This is a genomic window from Motilibacter rhizosphaerae, assembly GCF_004216915.1.
In the GTDB taxonomy this organism is placed as follows: Bacteria; Actinomycetota; Actinomycetes; order Motilibacterales; family Motilibacteraceae; genus Motilibacter; species Motilibacter rhizosphaerae.
In genome coordinates this window covers 738,266-759,867 of sequence record NZ_SGXD01000001.1, presented here as the reverse complement: position 1 = coordinate 759,867, position 21,602 = coordinate 738,266, and the positions used below count along the sequence as shown (strand labels likewise).

Annotated in this window: 21 protein-coding genes; 8 read left to right on the top strand and 13 right to left on the bottom strand. The window is 73.1% G+C overall.

Annotation, left to right across the window (positions count from 1 at the left end):
- Positions 1-2 precede the first annotated feature (2 nt).
- The 5 genes from EV189_RS20010 to EV189_RS03425 are packed head-to-tail and all read left to right on the top strand — an operon-like array spanning position 3 to position 4,957.
- Positions 3-443, top strand: a complete 441-nt coding sequence (locus EV189_RS20010) for a PqqD family protein (RefSeq protein ID WP_165400107.1) — start codon at positions 3-5, stop codon at positions 441-443.
- On the top strand, positions 440-1,522 hold the full coding sequence (locus EV189_RS20005) for a hypothetical protein (protein ID WP_165400106.1): 1,083 nt from the start codon (positions 440-442) through the stop codon (positions 1,520-1,522). The genes EV189_RS20010 and EV189_RS20005 overlap by 4 nt, the downstream gene beginning before the upstream one ends.
- Positions 1,519-2,193 (top strand): glycosyltransferase family 2 protein, encoded by a 675-nt coding sequence (locus EV189_RS20000; RefSeq protein WP_165400105.1) that lies wholly within the window; start codon positions 1,519-1,521, stop codon positions 2,191-2,193. The genes EV189_RS20005 and EV189_RS20000 overlap by 4 nt, the downstream gene beginning before the upstream one ends.
- A complete protein-coding gene (locus tag EV189_RS03430; protein WP_165400104.1) occupies positions 2,190-3,848 on the top strand; it encodes an ABC transporter ATP-binding protein in 1,659 nt (552 codons plus the stop codon). Before EV189_RS20000 ends, EV189_RS03430 begins: the two co-directional genes overlap by 4 nt.
- Complete coding sequence (locus EV189_RS03425; protein ID WP_165400103.1) at positions 3,845-4,957, top strand: nucleotidyltransferase family protein; 1,113 nt, start codon at positions 3,845-3,847, stop codon at positions 4,955-4,957. The genes EV189_RS03430 and EV189_RS03425 overlap by 4 nt, the downstream gene beginning before the upstream one ends.
- A gap of 4 nt (positions 4,958-4,961) precedes the next feature.
- On the opposite strand, the gene EV189_RS03420 is transcribed toward EV189_RS03425, so the two are convergent.
- The 8 genes from EV189_RS03420 to EV189_RS03385 all read right to left on the bottom strand — a co-directional run bounded on the left by EV189_RS03420 (position 4,962) and on the right by EV189_RS03385 (position 10,699).
- Positions 4,962-6,050: an EscU/YscU/HrcU family type III secretion system export apparatus switch protein gene (locus EV189_RS03420; protein ID WP_130491515.1), complete on the bottom strand. Its 1,089-nt coding sequence runs from the start codon at positions 6,048-6,050 to the stop codon at positions 4,962-4,964.
- Complete coding sequence (locus EV189_RS03415) at positions 6,047-6,823, bottom strand: flagellar biosynthetic protein FliR (protein ID WP_130491514.1); 777 nt, start codon at positions 6,821-6,823, stop codon at positions 6,047-6,049. The genes EV189_RS03420 and EV189_RS03415 overlap by 4 nt, the downstream gene beginning before the upstream one ends.
- Positions 6,824-6,845: 22 nt before the next feature.
- Positions 6,846-7,118 carry a flagellar biosynthesis protein FliQ gene (gene fliQ / locus EV189_RS03410; RefSeq protein WP_130491513.1) on the bottom strand — a complete coding sequence of 91 codons (273 nt, stop codon included), beginning with the start codon at positions 7,116-7,118 and terminating at the stop codon, positions 6,846-6,848.
- Between the two features lie 12 nt (positions 7,119-7,130).
- Positions 7,131-7,919, bottom strand: a complete 789-nt coding sequence (gene fliP / locus EV189_RS03405) for a flagellar type III secretion system pore protein FliP (protein WP_130491512.1) — start codon at positions 7,917-7,919, stop codon at positions 7,131-7,133.
- Positions 7,916-8,356, bottom strand: coding sequence for a flagellar biosynthetic protein FliO (locus EV189_RS03400; protein WP_130491511.1), 441 nt, complete (start codon positions 8,354-8,356; stop codon positions 7,916-7,918). The genes fliP and EV189_RS03400 overlap by 4 nt, the downstream gene beginning before the upstream one ends.
- Entirely contained in the window at positions 8,353-9,105 is a 753-nt protein-coding gene (gene fliN / locus EV189_RS03395) for a flagellar motor switch protein FliN (RefSeq protein WP_130491510.1), read from the bottom strand. Before fliN ends, EV189_RS03400 begins: the two co-directional genes overlap by 4 nt.
- Positions 9,102-10,127 (bottom strand): flagellar motor switch protein FliM, encoded by a 1,026-nt coding sequence (locus tag EV189_RS03390; RefSeq protein ID WP_130491509.1) that lies wholly within the window; start codon positions 10,125-10,127, stop codon positions 9,102-9,104. The genes fliN and EV189_RS03390 overlap by 4 nt, the downstream gene beginning before the upstream one ends.
- Positions 10,128-10,216: 89 nt before the next feature.
- On the bottom strand, positions 10,217-10,699 hold the full coding sequence (locus EV189_RS03385) for a flagellar basal body-associated FliL family protein (RefSeq protein ID WP_130491508.1): 483 nt from the start codon (positions 10,697-10,699) through the stop codon (positions 10,217-10,219).
- 123 nt (positions 10,700-10,822) lie between these two features.
- Here EV189_RS03385 and EV189_RS03380 point away from each other — a divergent pair, with 123 nt between their 5' ends.
- Entirely contained in the window at positions 10,823-11,998 is a 1,176-nt protein-coding gene (locus EV189_RS03380; RefSeq protein ID WP_130491507.1) for a hypothetical protein, read from the top strand.
- Here the strand turns inward: EV189_RS03380 and arfA are convergent.
- The 4 genes from arfA to EV189_RS03360 all read right to left on the bottom strand — a co-directional run bounded on the left by arfA (position 11,925) and on the right by EV189_RS03360 (position 16,805).
- Complete coding sequence (gene arfA / locus EV189_RS03375; protein WP_231116019.1) at positions 11,925-13,436, bottom strand: arabinosylfuranosidase ArfA; 1,512 nt, start codon at positions 13,434-13,436, stop codon at positions 11,925-11,927. The two genes, EV189_RS03380 and arfA, sit on opposite strands and share 74 nt — an antisense overlap.
- 44 nt (positions 13,437-13,480) lie before the next feature.
- Positions 13,481-14,362 (bottom strand): carbohydrate ABC transporter permease, encoded by an 882-nt coding sequence (locus EV189_RS03370; protein ID WP_231116018.1) that lies wholly within the window; start codon positions 14,360-14,362, stop codon positions 13,481-13,483.
- Complete coding sequence (locus tag EV189_RS03365; RefSeq protein ID WP_130491506.1) at positions 14,359-15,318, bottom strand: carbohydrate ABC transporter permease; 960 nt, start codon at positions 15,316-15,318, stop codon at positions 14,359-14,361. Before EV189_RS03365 ends, EV189_RS03370 begins: the two co-directional genes overlap by 4 nt.
- Positions 15,319-15,398: 80 nt before the next feature.
- Complete coding sequence (locus EV189_RS03360; RefSeq protein ID WP_130491505.1) at positions 15,399-16,805, bottom strand: ABC transporter substrate-binding protein; 1,407 nt, start codon at positions 16,803-16,805, stop codon at positions 15,399-15,401.
- A gap of 287 nt (positions 16,806-17,092) precedes the next feature.
- Between EV189_RS03360 and EV189_RS03355 the strand changes: the two genes are divergently transcribed.
- On the top strand, positions 17,093-18,148 hold the full coding sequence (locus EV189_RS03355; protein WP_165400145.1) for a LacI family DNA-binding transcriptional regulator: 1,056 nt from the start codon (positions 17,093-17,095) through the stop codon (positions 18,146-18,148).
- 781 nt (positions 18,149-18,929) lie between these two features.
- Positions 18,930-20,378, top strand: coding sequence for a DUF222 domain-containing protein (locus EV189_RS03350; protein WP_130491503.1), 1,449 nt, complete (start codon positions 18,930-18,932; stop codon positions 20,376-20,378).
- Between the two features lie 116 nt (positions 20,379-20,494).
- Here the strand turns inward: EV189_RS03350 and EV189_RS03345 are convergent, their stop codons facing one another.
- Positions 20,495-21,601, bottom strand: coding sequence for an OmpA/MotB family protein (locus EV189_RS03345; protein ID WP_130491502.1), 1,107 nt, complete (start codon positions 21,599-21,601; stop codon positions 20,495-20,497).
- Position 21,602: the final 1 nt, after the last annotated feature.

Here is a 21,602-nt window from a genome sequence, read left to right as displayed (position 1 = left end):
TGATGGCGGAAGGGACGGCGTACGCCGTCGAACCGGGCAAGGTCGTGCACGAGACGCTCGACGGGGAGACCATCCTCATCGCGCTCACGACCGGCGTCTACTACAGCCTGACCGGCACCGGTCCGGCCGCGTGGTCGGCGCTGTCGCAGGGCGTGCCGGTCGAGCGGTGCACGGCGGCGCTGGCGGCGCGCTACCCCGGCGCCGACCCCGCGCAGGTCGCGTCGGACGTCGCCGCGCTCACCGGCCAGCTGCTCGCCGAGGAGCTGCTCTCCCCCGGCGGGGCAGCCGCGGACGGCGAGGTGGTCCTCGGCGACGCGCCCGAGGCGTACGCCGCGCCGCTGCTCCAGCGCTACGACGACATGGAGTACCTCCTCCTGCTCGACCCGGTGCACGAGGCCGACGACAACGGCTGGCCCCAGGCGCTCACCGGCTCGACTGGGTGAGCACCGGGACCGTCACCGCCGCGGGCGCGTGGTTCGACGCCGCCTCGGCGAGCTGGCAGGAGGCCGCGCGCCGCCGCGGGCGCCACGACGTCGACCTCGACGTGGGCGGCGTGCGCCTGCGGCTGGCCTTCGCCGGCGAGGAGCTGGTCCCCGACCTCACGATGGCGCTGGGGCACCTGCGCGTACCGCCCGGCGACGCGGCGCTGGAGGTGCGCCTCTTCGACTCCGGCAGCACCGGCGTCGCGCCGCCGCGGTTCCCGTGGCAGGCGCCCGACGTCGGCCACCGCGGGCTCGTCGCCGGGGTGAGCGACGACGACGTCAGCACCGTCTTCCACGGCGACCTCATGGCGCTGGACGGCGACTTCCGCGCGCTCTCCCTGGTGCGCCGCTCGACGGGCGAGGCGCTCTTCTGGGTCCTCGACCGCGACCGCGTCCCGTGGTGGGAGCGGGCCGCGCCGCTGCGCACCCTCCTGCACTGGGCGCTGCGCGGGCCCCGGCGCCTGCTCGTGCACGCCGCGTGCGTGGGCACCGGCGGCTCCGGCGTCCTGCTCGCCGGTCCGGGCGGGTCGGGCAAGTCGACCACCGCGGTCGCGGCGCTGCAGGCCGGGCTGCAGTACGCCGGCGACGACTACGTGCTCGTCGAGACCGGGGCGGAGACGGCCACCGGCACCGGCGTGCGCGCGCACAGCGTCTACGGCACCGCCAAGCTGACCGCCGAGTCGGCGGCCCTGCTGCCCGGGCTGCCGCCCGTGCACCCCTCGGCGTACGACGGCGCGAAGCGCGTGGTCGACGTCGGCGCGCTCCACGGCGACCGGCTGGTCCGCGCCCTCGACGTCCGCGCGCTGGTGCTGCCCCGACCGGTGCCGGGCTCCCCCACGCGGCTGCGGCCGGCCACCGCGGCGCAGGCGCTCATGGCCCTGGCGCCCACCACGGTCCTGCAGCTGCCGCCCGACGGTGGAGCGGCCCTGGCGCCGCTCGCGGCGCTCGCCCGCGCCGTGCCCGTCTGGCACCTCGACCTCGGCGGCGACCCGCGCGAGGCGGTCGAGCTCGTCGCCCGGCTGTGCGCGGAGGGGCCGTGACCGGCGTCGCCGTCGTCGTGCCGGTGCGCGACGGCGAGCGCTACCTCGGCGAGGCGCTCGACAGCGTGCTGGGCCAGGTCCCCGCGCCCGCCGAGGTGGTCGTCGTCGACGACGGCTCGACCGACGGCAGCGCGGCGGTCGCGCGCTCCTTCGGCGAGCGGGTCAGCCTCGTGCAGACGGAGGCACGCGGGCCCGGCGCCGCCCGCAACACCGGCATCGCGCGGACGACGGCCCCGGTGCTGGGGTTCCTCGACGCCGACGACCTCTGGCTCCCCGGAGCCCTCGCCGTGCGCCTCGCCGCCCTGGGCGCGGAGGTCGATGTCGTGCGCGGCCGCGTCGAGGAGTTCGTCAGCCCCGACGTCGACCCGGCGCACGCCCCCCGGCCCGCGACCACGGCCAGCACGCCCGGCCACCTGCTCGGCGGTGTGCTGCTGCGTCGCGCGCTCGTGGAGCGGGTGGGGCCGCTGCGCGAGGACCTGCGGGTCGGCGAGTTCATCGACTGGTACGCGCGGGCGCAGGAGGCCGGCCTCGTCGCCGTGGACGTGCCCGAGGTGGTGCTGCGGCGGCGGCTGCACGCCACGAACACCGGGCGCCAGGACCCGGGCTCGCGCGTGGACCTCACCCGCGTGGTGCGCGAGGCGCTGCGGCGCCGGCGCGAGGTGGCGCCGTGAGGGCGGCGGTCCGCGCGTACGCCCAGCTGCTCGACGGCGCGCACCGCCTCCTCGCGCTCAGCGTGGTGCTCTCCGTGGTGCAGTCGCTGGTGCTGCTGCCCGCGGCGCTGCTGGTCCGGCGCATCTTCGACACCGACCTGCCGCACCACGACTCGACCGGCGTCACCTGGACCGGGGCGGCGGTGCTCGTGCTCTACGTCCTCAGCGCCCTCGTCGGGCTCGCGAACCGCTGGGTCGTCGTCATCGCGACCAAGGACGCGATGACGCGGCTGCGCACCCGGCTGTGGCACCGGCTCTACGAGCTGCCGCGCGGGTGGTACGACGCGCAGGAACCGGGCCGCGTCCACGGCAGCGTCGTGCAGGACACCGAGCGGCTCGACCTCGTGATCAGCCAGTCGCTGTCGGTCTTCCTGCCGGCCGTCGTGGTGACCGCGGCGCTCGGGGTCCTCGCCGCCGTCCTCGACCCCCTGCTCACGCTCGTGCTCGCCGGGGTCCTCCCGCTGCTCACGCTGCTCTCCCGCTGGCTGGGCGCGGTGGTCGAGCGCTACGCGCAGGACTGGCACCGGCACTTCGACCGCTTCAGCGCCGAGGTCACCCAGGGGCTGCGCGGCATGGTCATGGTCACGGCGCTCGGCACCGCCGAGGCCGAGCTCGCCCGGCGTACCCGCACGGTCGAGGCGCTGAGCGAGTCCGGGCGCCGCCTGGCGTGGCGGGTGTCGGCCTGGACCATCGCGCAGGGCACCGTCGCTGCCGGGGCCGGGATCGCGGTGCTCGTCGTCGGCGGCCGCGAGGTGAGCGCGGGCTCGCTGACCATCGGCGCGCTGCTCTCCTTCTACGCCATCGCCGCGCTCCTGCTGCGCAGCGTCAGCACGGTGGTCGGCGCCCTGCCGGCCCTCGTCACCGGCGGCGCGTCGCTCCGGCGGGTGCAGGAGGTGCTCGACGCGGACGCGGAACCCCCGTACCGCGGGACGCGGCGCATCGAGTTCAGCGGGGACGTCCGGCTCGAGGGCGTGTCCTTCGGCTACGACGAGCGCCCCCTCATCCGGGACCTCGACCTCGTGCTGCGCCCCGGCGAGCGCGTCGCGCTCGTCGGCCCGAACGGCGCCGGCAAGAGCACGGTCACCGCGCTCGTGCTCGGCCTCTACCGGCCGCAGTCGGGGGTCGTGCGGGCCGACGGCGTGGCGTACGACGAGCTCGACCTCGCGCACCTGCGCGCCCGCTTCGGCGTCGTGCTGCAGGAGCTGGTGCTCGCCGACGGGACCGTGGCCGAGGCGATCCGCCACGGCCGCGAGGCGACCATGGAGCAGGTCCGCCTCGCGGCACGGCGCGCCGGCGCCGACGCGGTCGTGGCGGGGCTGGCCGACGGCTACGACGCGCGGATCGGCGAGGAGGGCTCGTTGCTCTCCGGCGGCCAGCGCCAGCGCATCGGGCTCGCCCGCGCCCTGCTCGGCGAGCCCCGGCTCGTCGTGCTCGACGAGCCGACGACGCACCTCGACGACGCCGCCATCGCCCACCTGCTCACCACGCTGGCCGAGCTGCCGTGGCGCCCCTCGGTGCTCGTCGTGACGCACGACTCGGCGGCGGCAGCGTCGGCCGACCGCGTCGTCGTGCTCCGGGACGGGCGGACGGCCGCGCAGGAGGTCCCGGTCCCGTGACGACGGAGCGCAACTCCGCCCTGCCCGGCGCCGAGCGCCGGCTGCTGCTGCGCGCGGCCCTGCTCGACGGCGACACCGGCCGGGAGGCGTACGCCGAGTGGCGCCGCCACCACGACCCGACGGACCTCGAGCCCGTGTCGTACCGGCTGCTGCCGCTGCTCTACCGCAACCTCGAGCGACTCGGGGTCGAGGCACCGGAGCGCGCCCGGCTCCAGGGCGTCTACCGGCACGCGTGGTACGCCAACCAGCGGCTCCTCCACGCCGCCGGCCCGGGGCTGCGCCTGCTGGCCGGGGCCGGCATCCCCGTCGTCCTGCTCAAGGGCGCCGCGCTGGTCGCCACGAGCACGGGCGGCGACGTCGGCGTGCGCCCGATGGAGGACGTCGACGTGCTCGTGCCGGCGGCCGACGCCGTCCGCGCGCACGACGCGCTCGTCGCGGGCGGGTGGCACTGGTACGAGCCGGAGCCTCCCGAGGACGCCAGGCGGCGCAAGCAGTCCAGCCCGTACGTGCCGGAGTCGGGCACGCAGCTCGACCTGCACTGGCGCCCGCTGTGGGAGCCCGGCAGCACCGGCACGCTGTGGGAGGCGGTGGTCCCCGCGACGCTGGCGGGGGCCGAGGTCCTCGTGCCGAGCCGCGCGCACCAGCTCGTCGTCACGGCCGCGCACGGCGTCGGCTGGCACCCCTCGCCGCTGCGCTGGATCGCCGACTGCGCGCTGCTGCTGCGCGGCATCGACGAGGCGGGCTGGGACGAGCTCGTGGCCGCGGCGCGGGCCGCGCGGATGGGCGGCACGGTCGCGGCGGCGCTTGACGTCGTCGGCGACGTGCTCGACCTCGAGCTGCCTGCGGGCACGATGCAGGCGCTGCGCTCGCAGCGCGGTGGCCCCGTCGAGCGGGTGGCGCTGGGGAGCAAGGTCCGCGGGCCCGGCCCGGGTGCCGGCTACCTCGCCTCGCTGGAGTACGCCGTCCGCTCCCGCCGTGCCGACGACACCGGCCGCATCGGCGCGGTCGAGCACCTGCTCCTCTGCGACGGGGGCACGCGCCGCGAGATCGCGGCCCGGCTCGTCCGGCGGACGGGCGAGCTCGCGGGCGCGCGGCTGCGACGGAGCTAGTGCGTCAGCGGCGCTGCGCGAGCGCCGGCAGCTTGTGCGTACCTGCAGCGGATCCGCGTGCGCGCAGCGACAGCACGAAGGCCAGCACGCGGGCGACGGCGGTGTAGAGCTCCGGGGGGATCTCGTCCCCGACCTCGGCCGAGGCGTAGATCGCGCGCGCCAGCGGGATGTCCTGCACCATCGGGACGCGGTGCTCCTGGGCCAGCTCGCGGATGCGCTTCGCCACGTGCCCCGAGCCCTTGGCGACGACCCGGGGAGCGCCCTGGGCCGCGTCGTAGCGCAGCGCGACGGCGACGTGCGTCGGGTTGACGATGACGACGTCGGCCTGGGGGACGGCGTTCATCATGCGCTGGCGGGCGAGCTCGAACTGCTTCGACTTCCGCTTGCCCTTGACGGCCGGGTCACCTTCTGCGGCGCGGCCCTCCTCCTTGATCTCCTGCTTGCTCATCTTCATCTTGTTGGAGTACTGGCGACGGACCCAGCCGTAGTCCGCCGCCGCGATGAGCAGGCCGGCGCACGCCCCCTCGCGCATCGCCTCGAGCGTCGTGCGTCCGACGGTCGCGAGGACGGCGGAGAGCGGGAGCGCCGTCCCGTACGCGAGGAGCGGCCGCACGCCGGCGACGGCGTGCCAGACGACGAAGCCGAGGAACGTCAGCTTCAGCAGGGACTTCACGGCCTCCCAGGCACCGTGCGGACCCACCAGCCGCTTGAGCCCGGCGAGGACGTTCAGCGACTTGAAGCTCGGCTTCAGCTTGTGCGTCGCGATGTGCAGGCCGCCCTGCGCGATGCTGGAGACGGAGCCGATCACGATCATGACGATCGCCATGGGGATGACGAGGGCCACGCCCGACTCGATGCCGTGGACGAAGAGCATCGCCGCCCGCTGGGGGTCGGGGTCCGCGATGATGTCGACCGACTGCAGGAGGGTCTGCCGCGCGACGTTCGTCGCGTGGCCGGCCGTGGCGGGGATGACGAAGCTGGCGCTGAGCAGCCCGATCCAGCCGGCGAAGTCCGGCGTCTTCGGGGTGCGGCCCTCCCGCTGGGCCTCCTTGACGCGCTTGGCTGTCGGTTTCTCCGTCTTCTCGCCGCTCACGACCCACCCCCCGCCGGGTAGAGCGCCTTGAGCGCGTGCAGCGTGAGGTCGACGACGTGGTCGACGGCACCGGGGAACAGCGGGATGAAGGCCCCGAAGAGGAGCAGCGTCGTGAGGATCTTCGCGGGGAAGCCGAGCGAGAACGCCTGCAGGGACGGGGCGACCTTGGTGAGCAGGCCCATGGAGACGTCCACCATGAACAGCACGGCGACCATGGGAGCGCTGATCTCCAGCGCGATCATCACCATCTGCGCAAGCCCCACGGTCACGACGTGGTCGAGCCGGGTGAGGTCGACCGTCGCGTCGAGCGGGATGAGGTCGTACGACTTCTCGAACCCCTCGATGACGAGCAGGTGGCCGTTGACCGCGAAGAGCAGCATCACCGCGATCTGGTACGTGAAGCGGCCGAAGACGCTGTTCTGCGCCTGCGACATCGGGTCATAGGCGCTGGCGATGGAGAACGACCCGACCAGGTCGATGAAGTCACCCGCAGCCTGGACCGCGGCGAAGAGCAGGTAGCTCACGAAGCCCAGCGCCGTACCGGTGAAGACCTGCAGCACCACGGCGGCGACGAGCGACGGCGTGCTGAGCGACTCGACCGGGACCCGGAGGCGCGGCGCGACCGGCAGCGCGAGAGCGAACGCCGTCACCGCCTTCACCGTCGAGGGGATCGAGCGGGTGGCGAACGGCGGGGCCACGAACAGCCAAGCCGCCGCGCGCACTGTGGCGAGCAGGAAGCTCACCAGCAGCGGGGCGGCGATCTGGACGTTCACGAGGCTCCTCGCCGGTGGCGGGTCAGGACGACAGCAGGGCGGGTACGCGGTTGAACAGCTCGTGCGTGAAGGCGATGAGCGAGTGCAGCATCCAGTTGCCGGTGAGCAGGATCGCGACCCCGACGCCGAGCGCCTTGGGCACGAAGCTCAGCGTCTGCTCCTGTATCTGCGTGACCGACTGGAAGAGCGAGACGGCGAAGCCGATCACGAGCGAGGTGACGAGCATGGGTGCGCTGAGCTTGGCCGCCAGGAGCATCGTCTGCAGCCCGATGTCGAGGATCGCGGAGTCGTTCACTGGCAAGCCCTTCTAGTGGTAGCTCTGCACGAGCGAGGTGATGACGAGGCTCCACCCGTCCACGAGGACGAAGAGCAGCATCTTGAACGGCAGCGAGATCATGGCTGGCGGCAGCATCATCATGCCCATCGACATCAGGCCTGCGCTGACGACGATGTCGATGACGAGGAACGGGATGAAGATGACGAAGCCGATGATGAACGCACTCTTCAGCTCGGACAGGATGAACGCCGGGATGAGCGTGCTCAGCGGGACGCTCGCGGCGTCCTTCGGCTTGCCCTTCTGCGCGACCTTCGTGAAGAGCGCGAGCTCCTCCTTGCGGGTCTTCTTCACCATGAAGTCGTGGAGCGGGGCGACGCCGTCCTTGTACGCCTGCGCCTGGGTCTTCTCGCCGTGCAGGTAGGGCTGCACCCCGTCCTTGTTCATGTCGCTCAGCACCGGCGCCATGATGAACAGCGAGACGAACAGCGCGATGCCGGCGAGCACCTGGTTCGGCGGGACGCTCTGCACCCCGAGCGCGTTGCGCGTCAGGCCGAGCACGACGAACACCTTGGTGAAGCAGGTGGTGAGCAGCAGCAGGGTCGGGGCCACGGACAGGACCGTGATCGCCAGGATGATCGTCAGCGAGGAGCTGGGCTTGCCGACGAGCCCGGTGAGGTTGACCGTGACGCCCGGGGTGCTGGGCGTCCGCGGTGCCGTCGGGGCGGACGGGGAGGCGGCGGCAGCGACGCCGGCGGGGAGGACGAGCAGAGCGGTCAGGACGCCGGCGAGCAGCGCGCTGCGGCGCGCGCGGAGGCTCATCCGCGCCTCGTCGTCCGCTCCCGCAGCACCTCGGCGGTCTGCCGCCAGGTCGCGGGGCTGAGCACGCTGCCGGCGAGCGCGCCGCCGGGGGTGGACAGCGTGCGGGCGCGGCGCCCGGGCCGGCCGGGGGTCGGCAGGCCGTCAGCGGCCTCGCCGTCCTCGGCGGTCTCCTCGACGGGTGCGGTGAACTCGGCCGCCTCGGCCTCGGAGAGCAGGCGGACGCCCTGCTCGGACACGCCCAGCACCAGGGCCCGGCTGCCGACCTGGACCACCGCGACCGATGCGCCCTTGGCGAGCTGGCGGCGGGCGAGGACCTCGAGGTTGCTGCCCTTGCGGCCGGAGCCGGCGCGGCCGAGCACCTTGGAGACGAGGAGCAGCAGGGCGAGGACGGCGCCGAGCGCGAAGACCAGCTGGACGAGCGCGCGACCCGTGCTCACGCGGCGCCCTCGGCGTCCGCCCCCGGGCCGACGAGCTCGGTGATGCGGATGCCGTACTCCTCGTCGACGACGACGACTTCGCCGCGGGCGATCAGCGTGCCGTTGACGAGCAGGTCAGCGGGGCTCCCGGCGGCCCGGTCGAGCTCGACCACGGAGCCGGGGGTGAGCGAGAGCAGCTCGCGCACCGTCATCCGCGTGCGGCCGAGCTCGGCGGTGACCTCCATGACGACGTCGCGCAGCAGCTCGAGGCCGCCGTTGCGCTGCGGCCGGCGCCCGCCACCGGCGGCGGGGCGGGCGGCGCCGGTCGCGGAGATGGCCGCCGCGTACACGACGACGACCTGGCCGTTGTCGAGCAGCGGCACCGCGACGGCGGCACCCGCGCCGGCCAGGCGCTCGAGGGCCACGTCGATCGGCAGCTCGAGCGGCGCGTCGAGGACGGCCTGGCCGAACGCCTCGGCGGCCGCGGCGAGGCCGGGGCGCACCGCGGAGGCGAGGTCGAGCTGGCCGAGCGGGCTCTGCTGCAGCGCCTCGACGAGGTCGGTCGGGACGATGACGAGCGAGGTGCCGCGGACGCCCCCGCCGAGGTCGGCGACGACGGCGGTGGCCGCGTTGGCGGGCAGCGGGAGCGCCGCGAGGTCCATGACCGGGGCGCCGATCGCAAGCGGGCTCGACGCCGGCAGCTGCGGGGCCGCGGCGGTCGCGGCGGCGACGACGGCGGCGATGATCTCCTGCGGCACGGACGTGCTCATGGGGCGGTGCTCCCGGAAGTGGTCGGAAGGGGCTGGGCGGGGCGGAGCGGGCTCGTCGAGAGGATCTGCGGCGGCCCGTCGTCCCGGGGCGGCGGCTCGACGACGAGCACGGCGAGCCGCTTGCCGGTGGAGCCCGGCGTGGCGTGGGCGAAGACGACGTCCTCGGTGCGGACGGTCAGCGGCTGGCTGGTCGCGTGGCGCAGCGGCACCACGTCGCCGGGGCGCAGGTCGACGAGGTCCTCGGGGTGGGTGAGCGTCTCGTCGAAGCAGACGCGCACCTCGACGTGGACGTCTTCCATACGCGTCGCCATGAGCGCGGCGGCGTTGAGCCGCTGCTGGCGCTCCCGCTCGGTGCTGAAGTGGTTGCTCGAGTTGGCCTCGAGGACCGCGAGGGTCGGCGCGAACGGCAGGCACACCGTGGCGACGGTGTCGACGAGGCCGATCTTCATGTCGAACGACGCGACGAGCACGAGGTCGGTCGGGCCGGCGACCTGGGCGAACTGCGGGTTGTACTCGTAGCCCACGATCTGCGGGTCGAGCGTGACGAGGCCCTCGAACGCGTACTTGAGCTCGTGCAGGACGCGCTCGAGCAGCTCGCGGAGCAGCGACATCTCGATCTCGGTGAGCGGGCGCTCCGGCTGGTCGAGGGCGCCGGGCCCGCCGAGCACGTGGTCCACGCAGGCCATCGCGCTGCCGACGCTGAACTCCAGCACGCCGGCGCCGACGAGCGGCTCCACGCTGAGCGTGATCATCAGCGTGGGGTTCGCGAGCTGCGAGATGTACTCGTCGTAGGTCAGCTGCTCGATGGACACGAGCGAGACCTGGCTGCTCGCCCGCAGGGTCGACGTGAGCAGCGTCGTGTACTGCCGCGCGAACGTCTCGAAGACGATCTGCAGCGTCCGTACGTGCTCGCGGGAGAGCTTGGTCGGGCGGCGGAAGTCGTACGCGTCCACGTTCGACTCGCCGCTGCTGCTGCTGCGGCCGACCCTGCGCGTCGAGACCCGGTTGGGCTGTCCACTCACGAGAGGGACTCTCGGCAGCGGGGGGCGCGAGCCTTAGCCCTGACGGGTGAACCTGCGCGCCGCCCCCTGCCCGTACGGGTGGTGCTGGACTACTGCGTCACGAAGCTCGTGAAGTAGATCGCCTGCACCTTGTACTCGTAGTACTCCTCGATCTCGGTCAGCAGCTCGTGCTTGAGCTTCTCGACCTGCTTGCCGTTGCTCAGCGTCTGCACCGACTGGTTGGTGAAGATGCGGATCGCGGCATCCATGGCGAAGGCACCCTCGGGGATCGTCGCCCCCGCGGCCTTCGACATCTGCAGGGAGAAGCCGAGCTTGAGGTAGTGCCCGTCCCCGGCGAGGTTGATGTTGACCGGGTCGAGCGTCACCACGATGCCGGGCGGGCCCGTCGGGATGGCCGTGGCAGCGGCCGAGGCAGCGGCGGCGGCCGCCGGGCTGGCCGGCGCGGGCTTGGGCGCGAGCACGAACTTGTACGCAGCGCCGAGGACGACGATGCCCACCACGATCATGATGAGCTTCTTCTTGTCCTTCTTCTTCGGCGCCTCTGCCTTGTCGGCGGCCTCGTCCTTGGCCATGCTCGCTCCTCGTGCCGGTTGCCGTGCAGCCTTCCCATCGGCCGGCCGGCGCCGGCGAGGAGCATCCGGGAGGGTGACGCGCCGCTGGTCAGGTCGGCGCCGCGCACTGCCGAGGGTGCGGGGGTGATGCCCTCCGCGCGCAGACTGGCGTCCTGGTGCTGGTCGCACTGGTACGCCGTGGCGGCGCTCGCCGCCGTCCTCGCCACGCTGGACTGCGACCTGCAGTGGGTCCCCGCGGACTGGGCGCTGTTCGAGGCGCACGGGGACGCGCTGCTGCACGGGTCGTTCGACCGGGTCTTCGACGACCCCGTCGTGCAGACCGGGCCCCTCGCGCTCGCCCTGGTGGCGGTGCTCGGCAGCGCGGTGCGCGTGCTGCACCTGCCCGCGGCGCCGAGCGAGGTGGCCGCGATGACGGCGATCAGCGCCGGCTGCTGCGTCACCGTCGTCCGCCGGGTGCTCGCGCCGACCTCCGCCGACGACACTGCGCGCGGGGCGGGGCTGCTCCTCGCCACGGCGTACGCGGTCGGGGTGGGGGCGGTCGGCATGGACCTCGCGCACCCCACGCACGCCCTCATCGGCCTGCTCTGGCTGCTCACCGCGCTCGAGGCCCGGGCGGGCCGCGGGACCCGGGCCGGACTGCTGCTCGGGCTCGCGACCGCGTTCGACAGCTGGGCGCTCATGGGCGTCGGGCTGCTGCTGCTCGCCCAGGGGCGCGACCGGCTGCGCGCCGCGGCGGCCTGCCTGGCCGTCACCGCGCTCAGCTGGGGCCCCGAGGTGGCGTCGGGCTCGTTCCACATGGGCGAGTTCGACTGGGACGCCCGCCGCGGCTCCCTGCCCGCGCTCCTGCTCGGCCTCGGTACCCCGGTCCCGTGGTCGTACCGGCTCGCGCAGGGGGGCCTCGCGATCGCCGCCGGCGCGGGGCTCGCCCTGCTGCTGCGCCGCTCGCCCCACGCCGTCTGGGTGGCCCCCGCGGCAGTCGTCGCCGTGCGCGTCGCGCTCGACCCCCTCCAGGCCGCCTACTACAGCGACCCGGCCGTCTACCTGCTCGTCGCGGGTGTCGCCGCGCTGGCGATCGCCCGCGACCGGCGCGTCCTGCTGGCCGCCCTCGCCCTGCTGCTGCCGGGCTGGCTCGACGCCGTGACGGGCTCCCTCGTGCAGTGGCTCCCGAGCACGGCCGTGCTGGTCGGCCTCGGCGTGGCGCTCCGCGCCCCCGGCCCGCTGCCGCTCAGCCTGCCGGCACGAGGCGTACGGCGCTCCAGCTCACCGGCGGCAGCTCGAGCGTCAGCGTCCCCCCGCTGAGCGACGCGCTGCCGTTCTCCCGCGGCACGACGCGCTCGGGGTCGTCGGCGGTGTTGCGCGCGTACGGGTCGGCGTCGGCCACGGTCCAGGTCTCCGCGACCTGCAGGCCCGGCAGGGCCGTGAGGTCGATGGTGAGCTCCGTCGGCTCGCTCGTGCTGCGGTTGACCGCGAAGACGCTGACCTCGCCCGTCTGCGGGTCGTGCGTCGCGACCGCGTCGAGCGCGGCCACCGTGCCGTAGCGGGCGGTCTCGACGGTCGCGGCCCGCGGCTCGACGCGCAGCACCTCGCCCTTCGCCAGCCGCGCCGTCAGCGCGAACGGGTGGAAGATCGTCTGACGCCACGCCCGTCCGCCGGGCTCGGTCATGATCGGCGCGATGACGTTGACCAGCTGCGCCTGGCACGCGGCGGTGACGCGGTCGCTGTGCCGCAGCAGCGAGACCAGCAGGCTCCCCACGACGACGGCGTCGGCGACGTTGTAGTGGTCCTCGATCACGCGCGGCGCGACCGCCCACTCCTCCGGCGTGGGAGCGCCCTCGAAGCGGCTGAGGTACCACACGTTCCATTCGTCGAACGAGATGCCGATCTTCTTCGTGCTCTTCAGTCGCGCGCCCACGCTGTCCGCGGTGGCGACGACGCTGGCGACGAAGTGGTCCATGTCGACGGCGCTGGCGAGGAAGCTCGCCAGGTCACCGTCGTGCTCCTCGTAGTAGGCGTGCGCCGAGATGTAGTCGACCTGGTCGTAGGCCAGCTCGAGGACCTCGGCCTCCCACGCCCCGAACGTCGGCATGGACGAGCTCGAGCTGCCGCAGGCCACCAGCTCGATGCCGGGCTGCGCCGAGCGCAGCGCGCGGGCGGTCTCCGCGGCGAGCCGGCCGTACTCGTGGGCGGTCTTGTGCCCCGTCTGCCACGGGCCGTCCATCTCGTTGCCCAGGCAGAAGATCGCGACGTCGTACGGCTCCTTCGCGCCGTTCGCTCGGCGCAGGTCGGACAGCCGGGTGCCCTCGGGGTGGTTGAGGTACTCCTGCACGTCGAGCGCCTCCTGCACGCCGCGGGTGCCGAGGTTGACGGCGTACATGATCTCGAGGTCGGCCTTCTTCGCCCACCGCGCGAACTCGTCGATGCCGATCTCGTTGGTCTCCAGGCTGTGCCAAGCGAGGTCGCGGCGCACCGGGCGCTCGCCCACCGGCCCGATGCCGTCCTCCCACCGGTAGCCCGAGACGAAGTTGCCGCCGGGGTAGCGCACGACGGTGGCGCCGAGCTCCCGGGTCAGCTCGAGGACGTCACCGCGGAACCCGTCCTTGTCAGCGGTCGGGTGCCCCGGCTCGTAGATGCCGGTGTAGACGCAGCGCCCCATGTGCTCGACGAAGGTGCCGAACGTGCGCCGGTTGACGGGGGCGATGACGAAGGACGGGTTCAGCGGGAAGGACGCGGAGAGCACGGGGAGATCCTCGGGGGTCGGGGCGGGCGGGCTGCACGCGGGGGCTACTTGAGGGCCCCGGTGCTCACTCCGCTCTGCCAGAAGCGCTGCAGCAGGACGAACGCGACGACGAGCGGCAGGATCGCGACGAGCGACCCGGTCACCACTAGGTTGAACAGGAAGCGCGTGCCGCCGGCCTGCTGCGCGGTGTTGAACCAGTTCGTCAGCCCGACGGTCAGCGGGTAGAGCCGCTCGTTGCTCAGCATGACCAGCGGCAGGAAGTAGTTGTTCCAGATCGCCACGAGGCTGAAGAGGAACACCGTGACGACGGCCGGCCGCATCATCGGCAGCGCGACCTGGCGGAAGATGCGGAACTCCCCCGCGCGGTCGATCCGCGCGGCCTCGAGCAGCTCCGAGGGCACGCTCTCGTCGACGTAGACCTTGACGAGGTAGGTCCCGAACGGCGAGAGCAGCGACGGCAGGATCACCGCCCAGACCGTGTCGACCAGGTGCAGGTGCGAGAGGAGGAGGTACGTCGGCAGCACGAGCGCGGTCGCCGGCACCATGACCATGCCGAGCAGCGCGCTCTCGAAGAACTGCTTGCCCGGGAACGAGAACCGGGCCAGGCCGTAGCCCGCGAGCGCCGAGAGCACCGTGGCGCCCACGGCACCGCCGCCGGCGTAGAGCGCGGTGTTGAGCAGCCAGCGGCCGTAGATCCCGTTCTCCTCCGCGAACAGGTCGTGGAGGTTCGAGAACAGGTTGAACTTCGTCGAGAACGACAGCGCCGGCGTCGAGAGCAGGTCCGGCTGGCTCTTGGTCGCCGCGATGACGATCCACACCAGCGGCACGGCGAAGTAGAGCACGCCGACCGCCATCAGCGTGTGGGCGAGGCGCGTACGCGGCTCCGAGAGCGGGCGGCGCCGGCTGGGGGCACTGGTGATGGTCACGGCGTCCGGGCCGCCCTTCTGCGGTTGACGAAGACGAACGCGTAGGAGATGACGAACACCACGAGGCCGAGCGTGAACGAGATCGCGGCCGAGTAGTTGAAGGCCGAGAACCGGAAGGCCTGGGCGTAGGCGTAGAGGTTCGGGGTGTAGCCCGCGTCGATGTCCGGCGCGAAGCGCGCCATGATCGAGGGCTCCGTGAAGAACTGCATGGTGCCGATGACCGTGAAGATGACCGCCAGCGAGAGCGCCTGCCGGATCGCCGGCACCTTCACCCGCAGGGCGATCTGCACGTGGGACGCGCCGTCCAGGACGGCGGCCTCGTACATCTCGCGCGGGACTCCCTGCAGCGCGGCGTACAGCACGATCATGTTGTAGCCGGTCCAGGCCCAGGTCACGATGTTCCCGAGCGACGCCAGGAGCAGCGAGCCGCCGAAGAAGTCGAGCGGGCCGCCACCGAGGAGCTTGCCCACGCCGGCGAAGGGGCCGAACGTCTTGCTGTAGAGGAAGCCCCACATGAGCGCGCCGATGACGGCGGGGACGGCGTACGGCATGAAGGCGATGAAGCGGTAGACCGTCGCCATGCGGGTGCTGATCGCATCGAGCGCGAGGGCGCCGGCGAGCGCGATGCCCAGCATCACGGGGATCTGGACGACGCCGAACAGCACGACCCGCCGGACGCCGGCGAGGAACACCGGGTCGGTGAAGGCCTGCCGGTAGTTGTCGAGCCCGCTGAAGTGGTCGCCCAGCGCCAGGCTCGAGGTGTGGAGGCTCAGCCAGAGCGCGAAGCCCAGCGGCAGCGCCAGGAAGACCACCACGACGACGAGGAACGGCAGGACGAACAGCACGCCGGCCAGGGACTGGCGCCGCTGGTGGGACGGGCGACGCCGGGCTTGCGCAGGTGCCGCGGGCCGGGCGGGCGGTGCGGCCTCGACCGGGGCTCGCAGGGTCGAGCTCATGGGACCTCCTCCTCGAGGACGGGGCTTCTTCGGCGTCTGCGGGCGGCAGCGGCGGTCGTCCGCTGCCGCCCGCGCCGGGGCTACTGGGTGACCTTGAAGCCCTGCTGCTTCGCGTAGTCGCTGATCGTCTTCTGCGTGTCGTCCAGCACCGAGGACCAGTCCTTCTTGCCGGCGAGCGCCGCCGCCGAGTTGTCGTTCAGCGTGCTGAAGACGAAGTCCTGGAACGGGGAGTACTGGAAGTCACCGATGCCGTTGGAGGCGGGGACGTAGATCTGGTTGACCTTCTGACCGCCGAAGAAGTCGTACGCCTTGTCGGTGAAGGCCGGCGAGTCGGCGACCTGCTTGACCAGCGGGTAGAGGAACGCCTTGTTGACGCCGATGTCCCAGGCCGCCTGCGACTTCCCGAACAGCTCCCGCGCGACGATGGTCGCCTCCTTCGGGTGCTTGGTCTGGGTCGTCACGGTGAACGTCGAGCCGCCCCAGTCGGAGTTGGCCGTGCCACCGGCGGTCCACTGCGGCATCGGCGCCACGGCCCACTTGCCGGCGGTCTTCTTCAGCGAGCCGGCGAGGTAGCCGGGGGTCCAGCCCGCGGACGCCCACGTCCAGTACTTCCCGCTGTCCAGGGCGGCGTTCATGTCCGCGGTGAAGAACGGGTCCTTGCCGAACAGCCCCTTCTTCTCCAGGTCGCCGTAGTAGTCGAAGACCTTCTTGCAGGCGGGTGCCGTCAGGTTGACCCCGACGGTGTCCTTGGCCGTGTTGAAGGAGTACGTGTAGGGCTTGCAGCCCGCCTGCCACATCAGCCCGTTGATCCAGCCGCCGTCCTTGCCGAAGCTGGCGATGTAGGCCTTCGAGTCGGCGGCGTGGATCTTCGCGGCATCGGCGGCGTACTCGTCCCACGTCTTCGGGACCGGGATCTGGTACTTGTCGAAGAGGTCCTTGCGGTACATCAGCGCCATGGGGCCGCCGTCGACCGGGATCGCGTAGACCTTGTCGCCGTCGGTCGCCTGCGTCCACGCCCAGTCGGCGTAGAGCGACTTGTCGTCGTTCGCGCCGTACTTGCCCATGTCCGTCAGCTTGCCGAGGATCTCGAAGCTCGGGAGCTCCTGGAACTCCACCATGGCGACGTCCGGCGCTCCGCTACCGGCCTTGAACGCCGTCTTCAGCTTGGCGTACTGGTCGGGGCCGGTGCCGACGTTGGTCCAGTCGACCTGGATGTCCTTGTGCGAGGCGTTGAACGCGTCCACGACGCTCTTGAACTCGGGGTACCACGCCCAGACCTTGATGTGCACGGCACCGGGGGCGCCCCCGCTGCCGGTGCTCGCCGCTCCGGCCGAGCTCGCTGCCGGCGCGGCCGAGCCGCCTGCAGCGGTGGTGCTGGTGGAGCTCGCGCCGCTGCTGCAGCCGGTGGCGAGCGCGCCGAGCGCGACCACGCCGACCAGCGCGCGCCCTGCGGCTCCGCGGGGGGACAAGCGTCGCTGCTTGCTCATGGACTTCCTCCTGTCGACGCGCATGTTAGCGCTACCAAATGAAGCCGTGGCCCAGGCGGGCCGGAAGGGTCGGAACGTGCTGCACCGCCGAGGAGGCCCTGGTCCCCCTCCTGCGCTCCGCGCTTTGCGGCGCTGCAAAAGCGAGTGTGCCGCGGATTTTGCACCGCTGCAAGACCTGTCCGCTAACGTTTCTGCATCGTGACCCGCCGCGGCCCGCGGCACCCCCGACGGAGGAGCCGCCCGTGAGCGCCACGCCGCGCGAGGACCGGCTCGTGCCCGCCCCCGCGGTGCGCGACCCCACCCTGCGCGACGTCGCCGAGCTGGCCGGCGTGTCGCCCCGCACGGTGTCGAACGTCGTCAACGGGTACGCCCGGGTCACGCCCGACACCCGCGCCAAGGTCGAGCGCGCACTGGCGCAGCTGGACTACCAGCCGAACCTGCTGGCGCGCAGCCTCGCCAACGGCCGGTCGGGCCAGATCCTCGTGGTGGTGCCGTACCTCGACACGCCGTACTTCTCGGAGCTGCTCCAGGCCGTGATCCCGCGTGCGCGCACCCGCGGCTACGACGTGCTCATCGACCAGACCGACGGCGACCCGCGGCACGAGGCCGCGCTGCTGCGGCGCAGGAGCAGGGGGCTGCGCTACGACGGCATGCTGTTCAGCCCGCTCGGCCTCTCCCAGGACGAGCTGCGCGACCGCGACCAGGCGCTCCCGCTCGTCGTGCTCGGCGAGCGCAGCTCCGACGGGGGCTTCGACCACGTCGGCATCGACGACGTCGCCGCGTCGCGCGACGCGGTGCGCCACCTCGTGGCCTGCGGCCGGCGCCGCATCGCGGCGATCGGCGACCAGCCGTACCGCACCGGCGAGGCCGCCCAGCGGCGCACCGAGGGCTACCGGCAGGCGCTGGCCGAGGCCGGCCTGCCCGTCGACGAGTCGCTCGTCGTGCAGACCCCGCGCTTCAACCGGGCCGACGGGGCGCGGGCGATGGAGGCCCTGCTCGCGCTCCCCGACCCGCCCGACGCGGTCTTCGCCTACAGCGACCTCGTCGCCCTCGGCGCCGTGCACGTCCTGCACCGCGTCGGCCTGCGCGTGCCGGACGACGTCGCGGTCGTGGGCTACGACGACATCGAGGACGGCCGCTACTCGAACCCGACCATCAGCACGGTCTCGCCCGATAAGGCCGCAATCGCCCGCGAGGCCGTGGACCGCCTGCTCGGACGCGTGGAGGGGGCGCGTACGGGCCGGGGGGAGGAGATCCTCGTGGACTACGCGCTCGTGCCGCGGCAGAGCACGCGGGGCGGGAGTAGCGAGGAGGGGCGGGGTAGCGAGGAAGGTCGGGAGTAGCGAGGAGGGGCGGGGGTAGAGAGGAAGGTCGGGGGTAGCGCGCCCTCGACCAGCCGACCCGCGCGGCGATCACCCGACCGACCCTGCCGTGATCATGCACGTCCTGGCGGCCACCCCGTCCCCGTGATCATGCACGTCCTGGGCAGGGCGGGAGGCGGGACCAGGAGCAGGGGCTCGGCGCCGGCGTGGGGCCACCACCGACCCTCCCGTGATCATGCGCTTCTTGGGGAGCTGCTTGCCCCGTGATCATGCACGTTGTGGGCGTCATCCCCGCGGCGGGGGCGCGGGTCCCGGGGCTTGGCGCCGCGGCGAGGCGCCGAACCGACCCTGCCGCGATCATGCACGTCCTGGGGCCACCCCTTCCTCGTGATCATGCAGATCTTGGGCGTCATCGCCGCTCCGGGGATCCGCGGTCGCGGTTCCCGCGGGCAGCGCCCTCCGTGAACGGCGGGAGCTGGCGAGGGCGCAGCGCTCGCGCACCGTCAGCAGGCGGCCAGATGGTGCGGGGGGCACGGCCAGGGCCCCAGCGGCACCTCTGTCACCAAGCGGTGACCACCCCCTCCCCTCCGGCGGTGACTCGCCGAGCGGGTACTGCGGGCGGGACGAGGTGCCTTTCGAGGCCGCGGGAGCCGACGGGCCCGGGAACCCCGGCGCGGCGCCCCCAAGCGTCGGGTTGCCTCCACCTTCCGCAGCCCTTGCTCCGCCCGTCTCGTCGGAGTAGTATTCGAACTTGCGTTCGAACAACGGTCCTGGGCGGAGCAACGGGTTGCCCGTCCGCCCCGTGCCCGGGGTCGTTGCGCTGCCCGGACCGGGGCTGCCGTTCGCGAGGGCGTTGGAGCAGGTCGCCGCGGGGCCGATGCTGCTGTCGCTGGTGCAGCAGCTGAGTCGCGACGAGGGTCTGCTGCGGTCGTGGGCGCTCGCCGGCGAACCGACCCTGTCTGATGGGGCGCTCGGCGGTACGGGTGCGACGGCGCCACGGCCGGAGTCCGTGGTCCTCGCCGACGCTCGGCTGGCGCTGGTGCAGGCGTGCGCGCGGGTGGAGTCTGTCGCGGCCGCGGTCAAGGCGGAGCTGATCGCCTCGGCCTACGGGCAGATCACGACGGCTACCGCGAAGACCGTGCCGGGCGCTGCACGAGGTGGTGGGGCGAAGGCGTCCGCGCGGGCGGAGATGGCGCTCGCGCTGCGGATGACCGAGCGCGGTACCGCCGCGATGGTGGACGGCGCGCTGCTGCTGACGAGCCGCCACCCGGGTACGCGGTGGCTGCTCACCGAGGGCCACCTCTCCCCCGCCCACGCCCGGGTGGTGGTCGACGAGGCGTCCGTGCTGGCCGACGAGTCCATCCCAGCGCTCGAGGCGGCGGTGCTGCGCCGCGCCCCGGAGCGGACGGTCAGCGAGCTGCGCCGCGACCTGCGCCGCGCGGTCGCCAAGCTCGACCCCCGCGGCGCGGCGGAGCGGCACGCCGACGCCGTGCAGCAGCGCGCCGTCCGGATCACCTCGCTGCCCGACGGGATGGCGGAGATCCGTGCCCTGCTCACCGCCGACGAGGCGCAGGTCGTGTGCGGCGCGCTCGACCGGATCGCCCGCGACCTGCCCACCGTCGACCGCGGGTTCGGGGCGAGGGCCGGGTCACGCGCCGACGCGCTCGTCGCGGTGTGCTCCGTGCTGCTCGACCCGACCGCGGACGGCGACTTCCTCCCTGCGCTGAGAAGGACGGCGGCGCCGGTCGCGGTGCAGGTGCAGATCTCCGCCGCCACGCTCCTCGGCCTCGCCGAGGACCCCGCTCACCTGATGGGTCACGGCCCGATCCCCGCCGACCTCGGCCGCCTGCTCGCGAGCGACGGGACCTGGCAGCTCGCGATCACCGACCCCGACGGCCGGCTGTTGGACCTCCACCGACTCCGCTACCAACCCACCGCAGCCCAGCGCGCACGGGTGACGGCGCTGTGGCTGCACTGCGGGCACCCGACGTGCTCGGTCCCGGCGAGCCGCTGCGACGTCGACCACACCGTGCCCTTCAACCACGAAGCTCCAGGCACTGGCGATCTCGACGACCCGGGCGGCGGCCACACCACCTGCCGCAACCTCTGCCCCCGGTGCCGGCTGCATCACAACCTCAAGACCTGGTGGGGCTGGACCACCACCCCCCTCCCCGACGGCACCATCGCCCACCGAACACCCCTCGGCCGGGTCTACGAAACACGGCCAGAAGCCCAACCCTGCGCCGCCTGACCCACGCACGGCCGCGCCCGGCCATGACCGCGGCGAGACGGCCGGCTCCGCGCACGAGCGGCGAACGACCGCAAGCCCCGCCGGCTCCAGCCGGACGGGGCTCGCGGTGCGCCTGCTCAGTGGCCGTTCGTGGAGCCGCTCGGCTCCGGTGTCGACTCCTGGTTCCACGGCACCTCGGTGCCGGACTCGGTGGACGTGCCGTCGGGCGAGCCGCTGGACGGCTCCGCCGACGCTCCCCCCTCGGACGCGCCCGACGCGCCCGACGCGCCCGACGGCCCGGACGCGCTCGCCGCCCCGGACGTGCCCGAGTCCACCTTGTCCAGCGGGTCCTTGCGCGAGGTGTAGAGCGCGGTGATGTCGACCCGCCGGTTGAGCGCGTCCGCGCCCGCCACCTTCGCGGGGTCCGCGATGGGGTCGGTGTCCCCGTTGCCGACGGGCGCGAGCCGGTCGTGCGGCACGTGCGCCACCTCGTCGAGGTACGTCACCACCGACACCGCGCGCTCCGCCGACAGCTGCCACTCGTTCTCCCACCCGACCGGGTGGGACTTCGTCGTGTCGGTGTTGCCGGCGATCTCGAGGTCGTTGTCGATGTCCTTGAGCACGGGGGCGAGCGTCGAGAGGATCTTCGCGCCCTGCGGCGTCAGGCTCGCCTTGTTGGGCGCGAACGTGACGTTGCTGCTGACGATCGACACGACGAGGCCCTGCGAGTTGAACCGCGTCGTCACGGTGTTCTGCAGGCCGTTCTTGGCGATCGCCGCCTGGACCTTCTGCTGCAGCTGCTCGAGCTGCTGCTCCTCCGCCTTCAGCTTGGCGTAGTCCTCCTTGGCCAGCACCTTCTTGGCGGCCTCGAGCGCGGCCTGCGAGACCTTCGTCGTCGCGTTGGGTGTACCCGGGCCCGCGTCGCCCGCCTGCTTCGGCGTCTCCACCGAGCTCATGACGTCGAGCGGCTGCGGGTCGGTGCCCTTGTCGTTCAGCGGGCCCTGCCCGCCGTCCATCGCGGTCAGCGGCGCACCGAAGCCCTGCGCCAGACCGTCCTTCAGCGCAGCGAACTTCTTCTGGTCGACGGAGCTGATGGCGAAGAGCACGACGAAGAGCACGAACAGCAGGGTGAGCATGTCGGCGTAGCTGACCAGCCAGCGCTCGTGGTTCTCGTGCTCCTCCTCCTCGTGCTTCTTGTGCTTCTTCCCACCGCCGCCACCGTGGCCGCCACCGCCGCCGCTCATG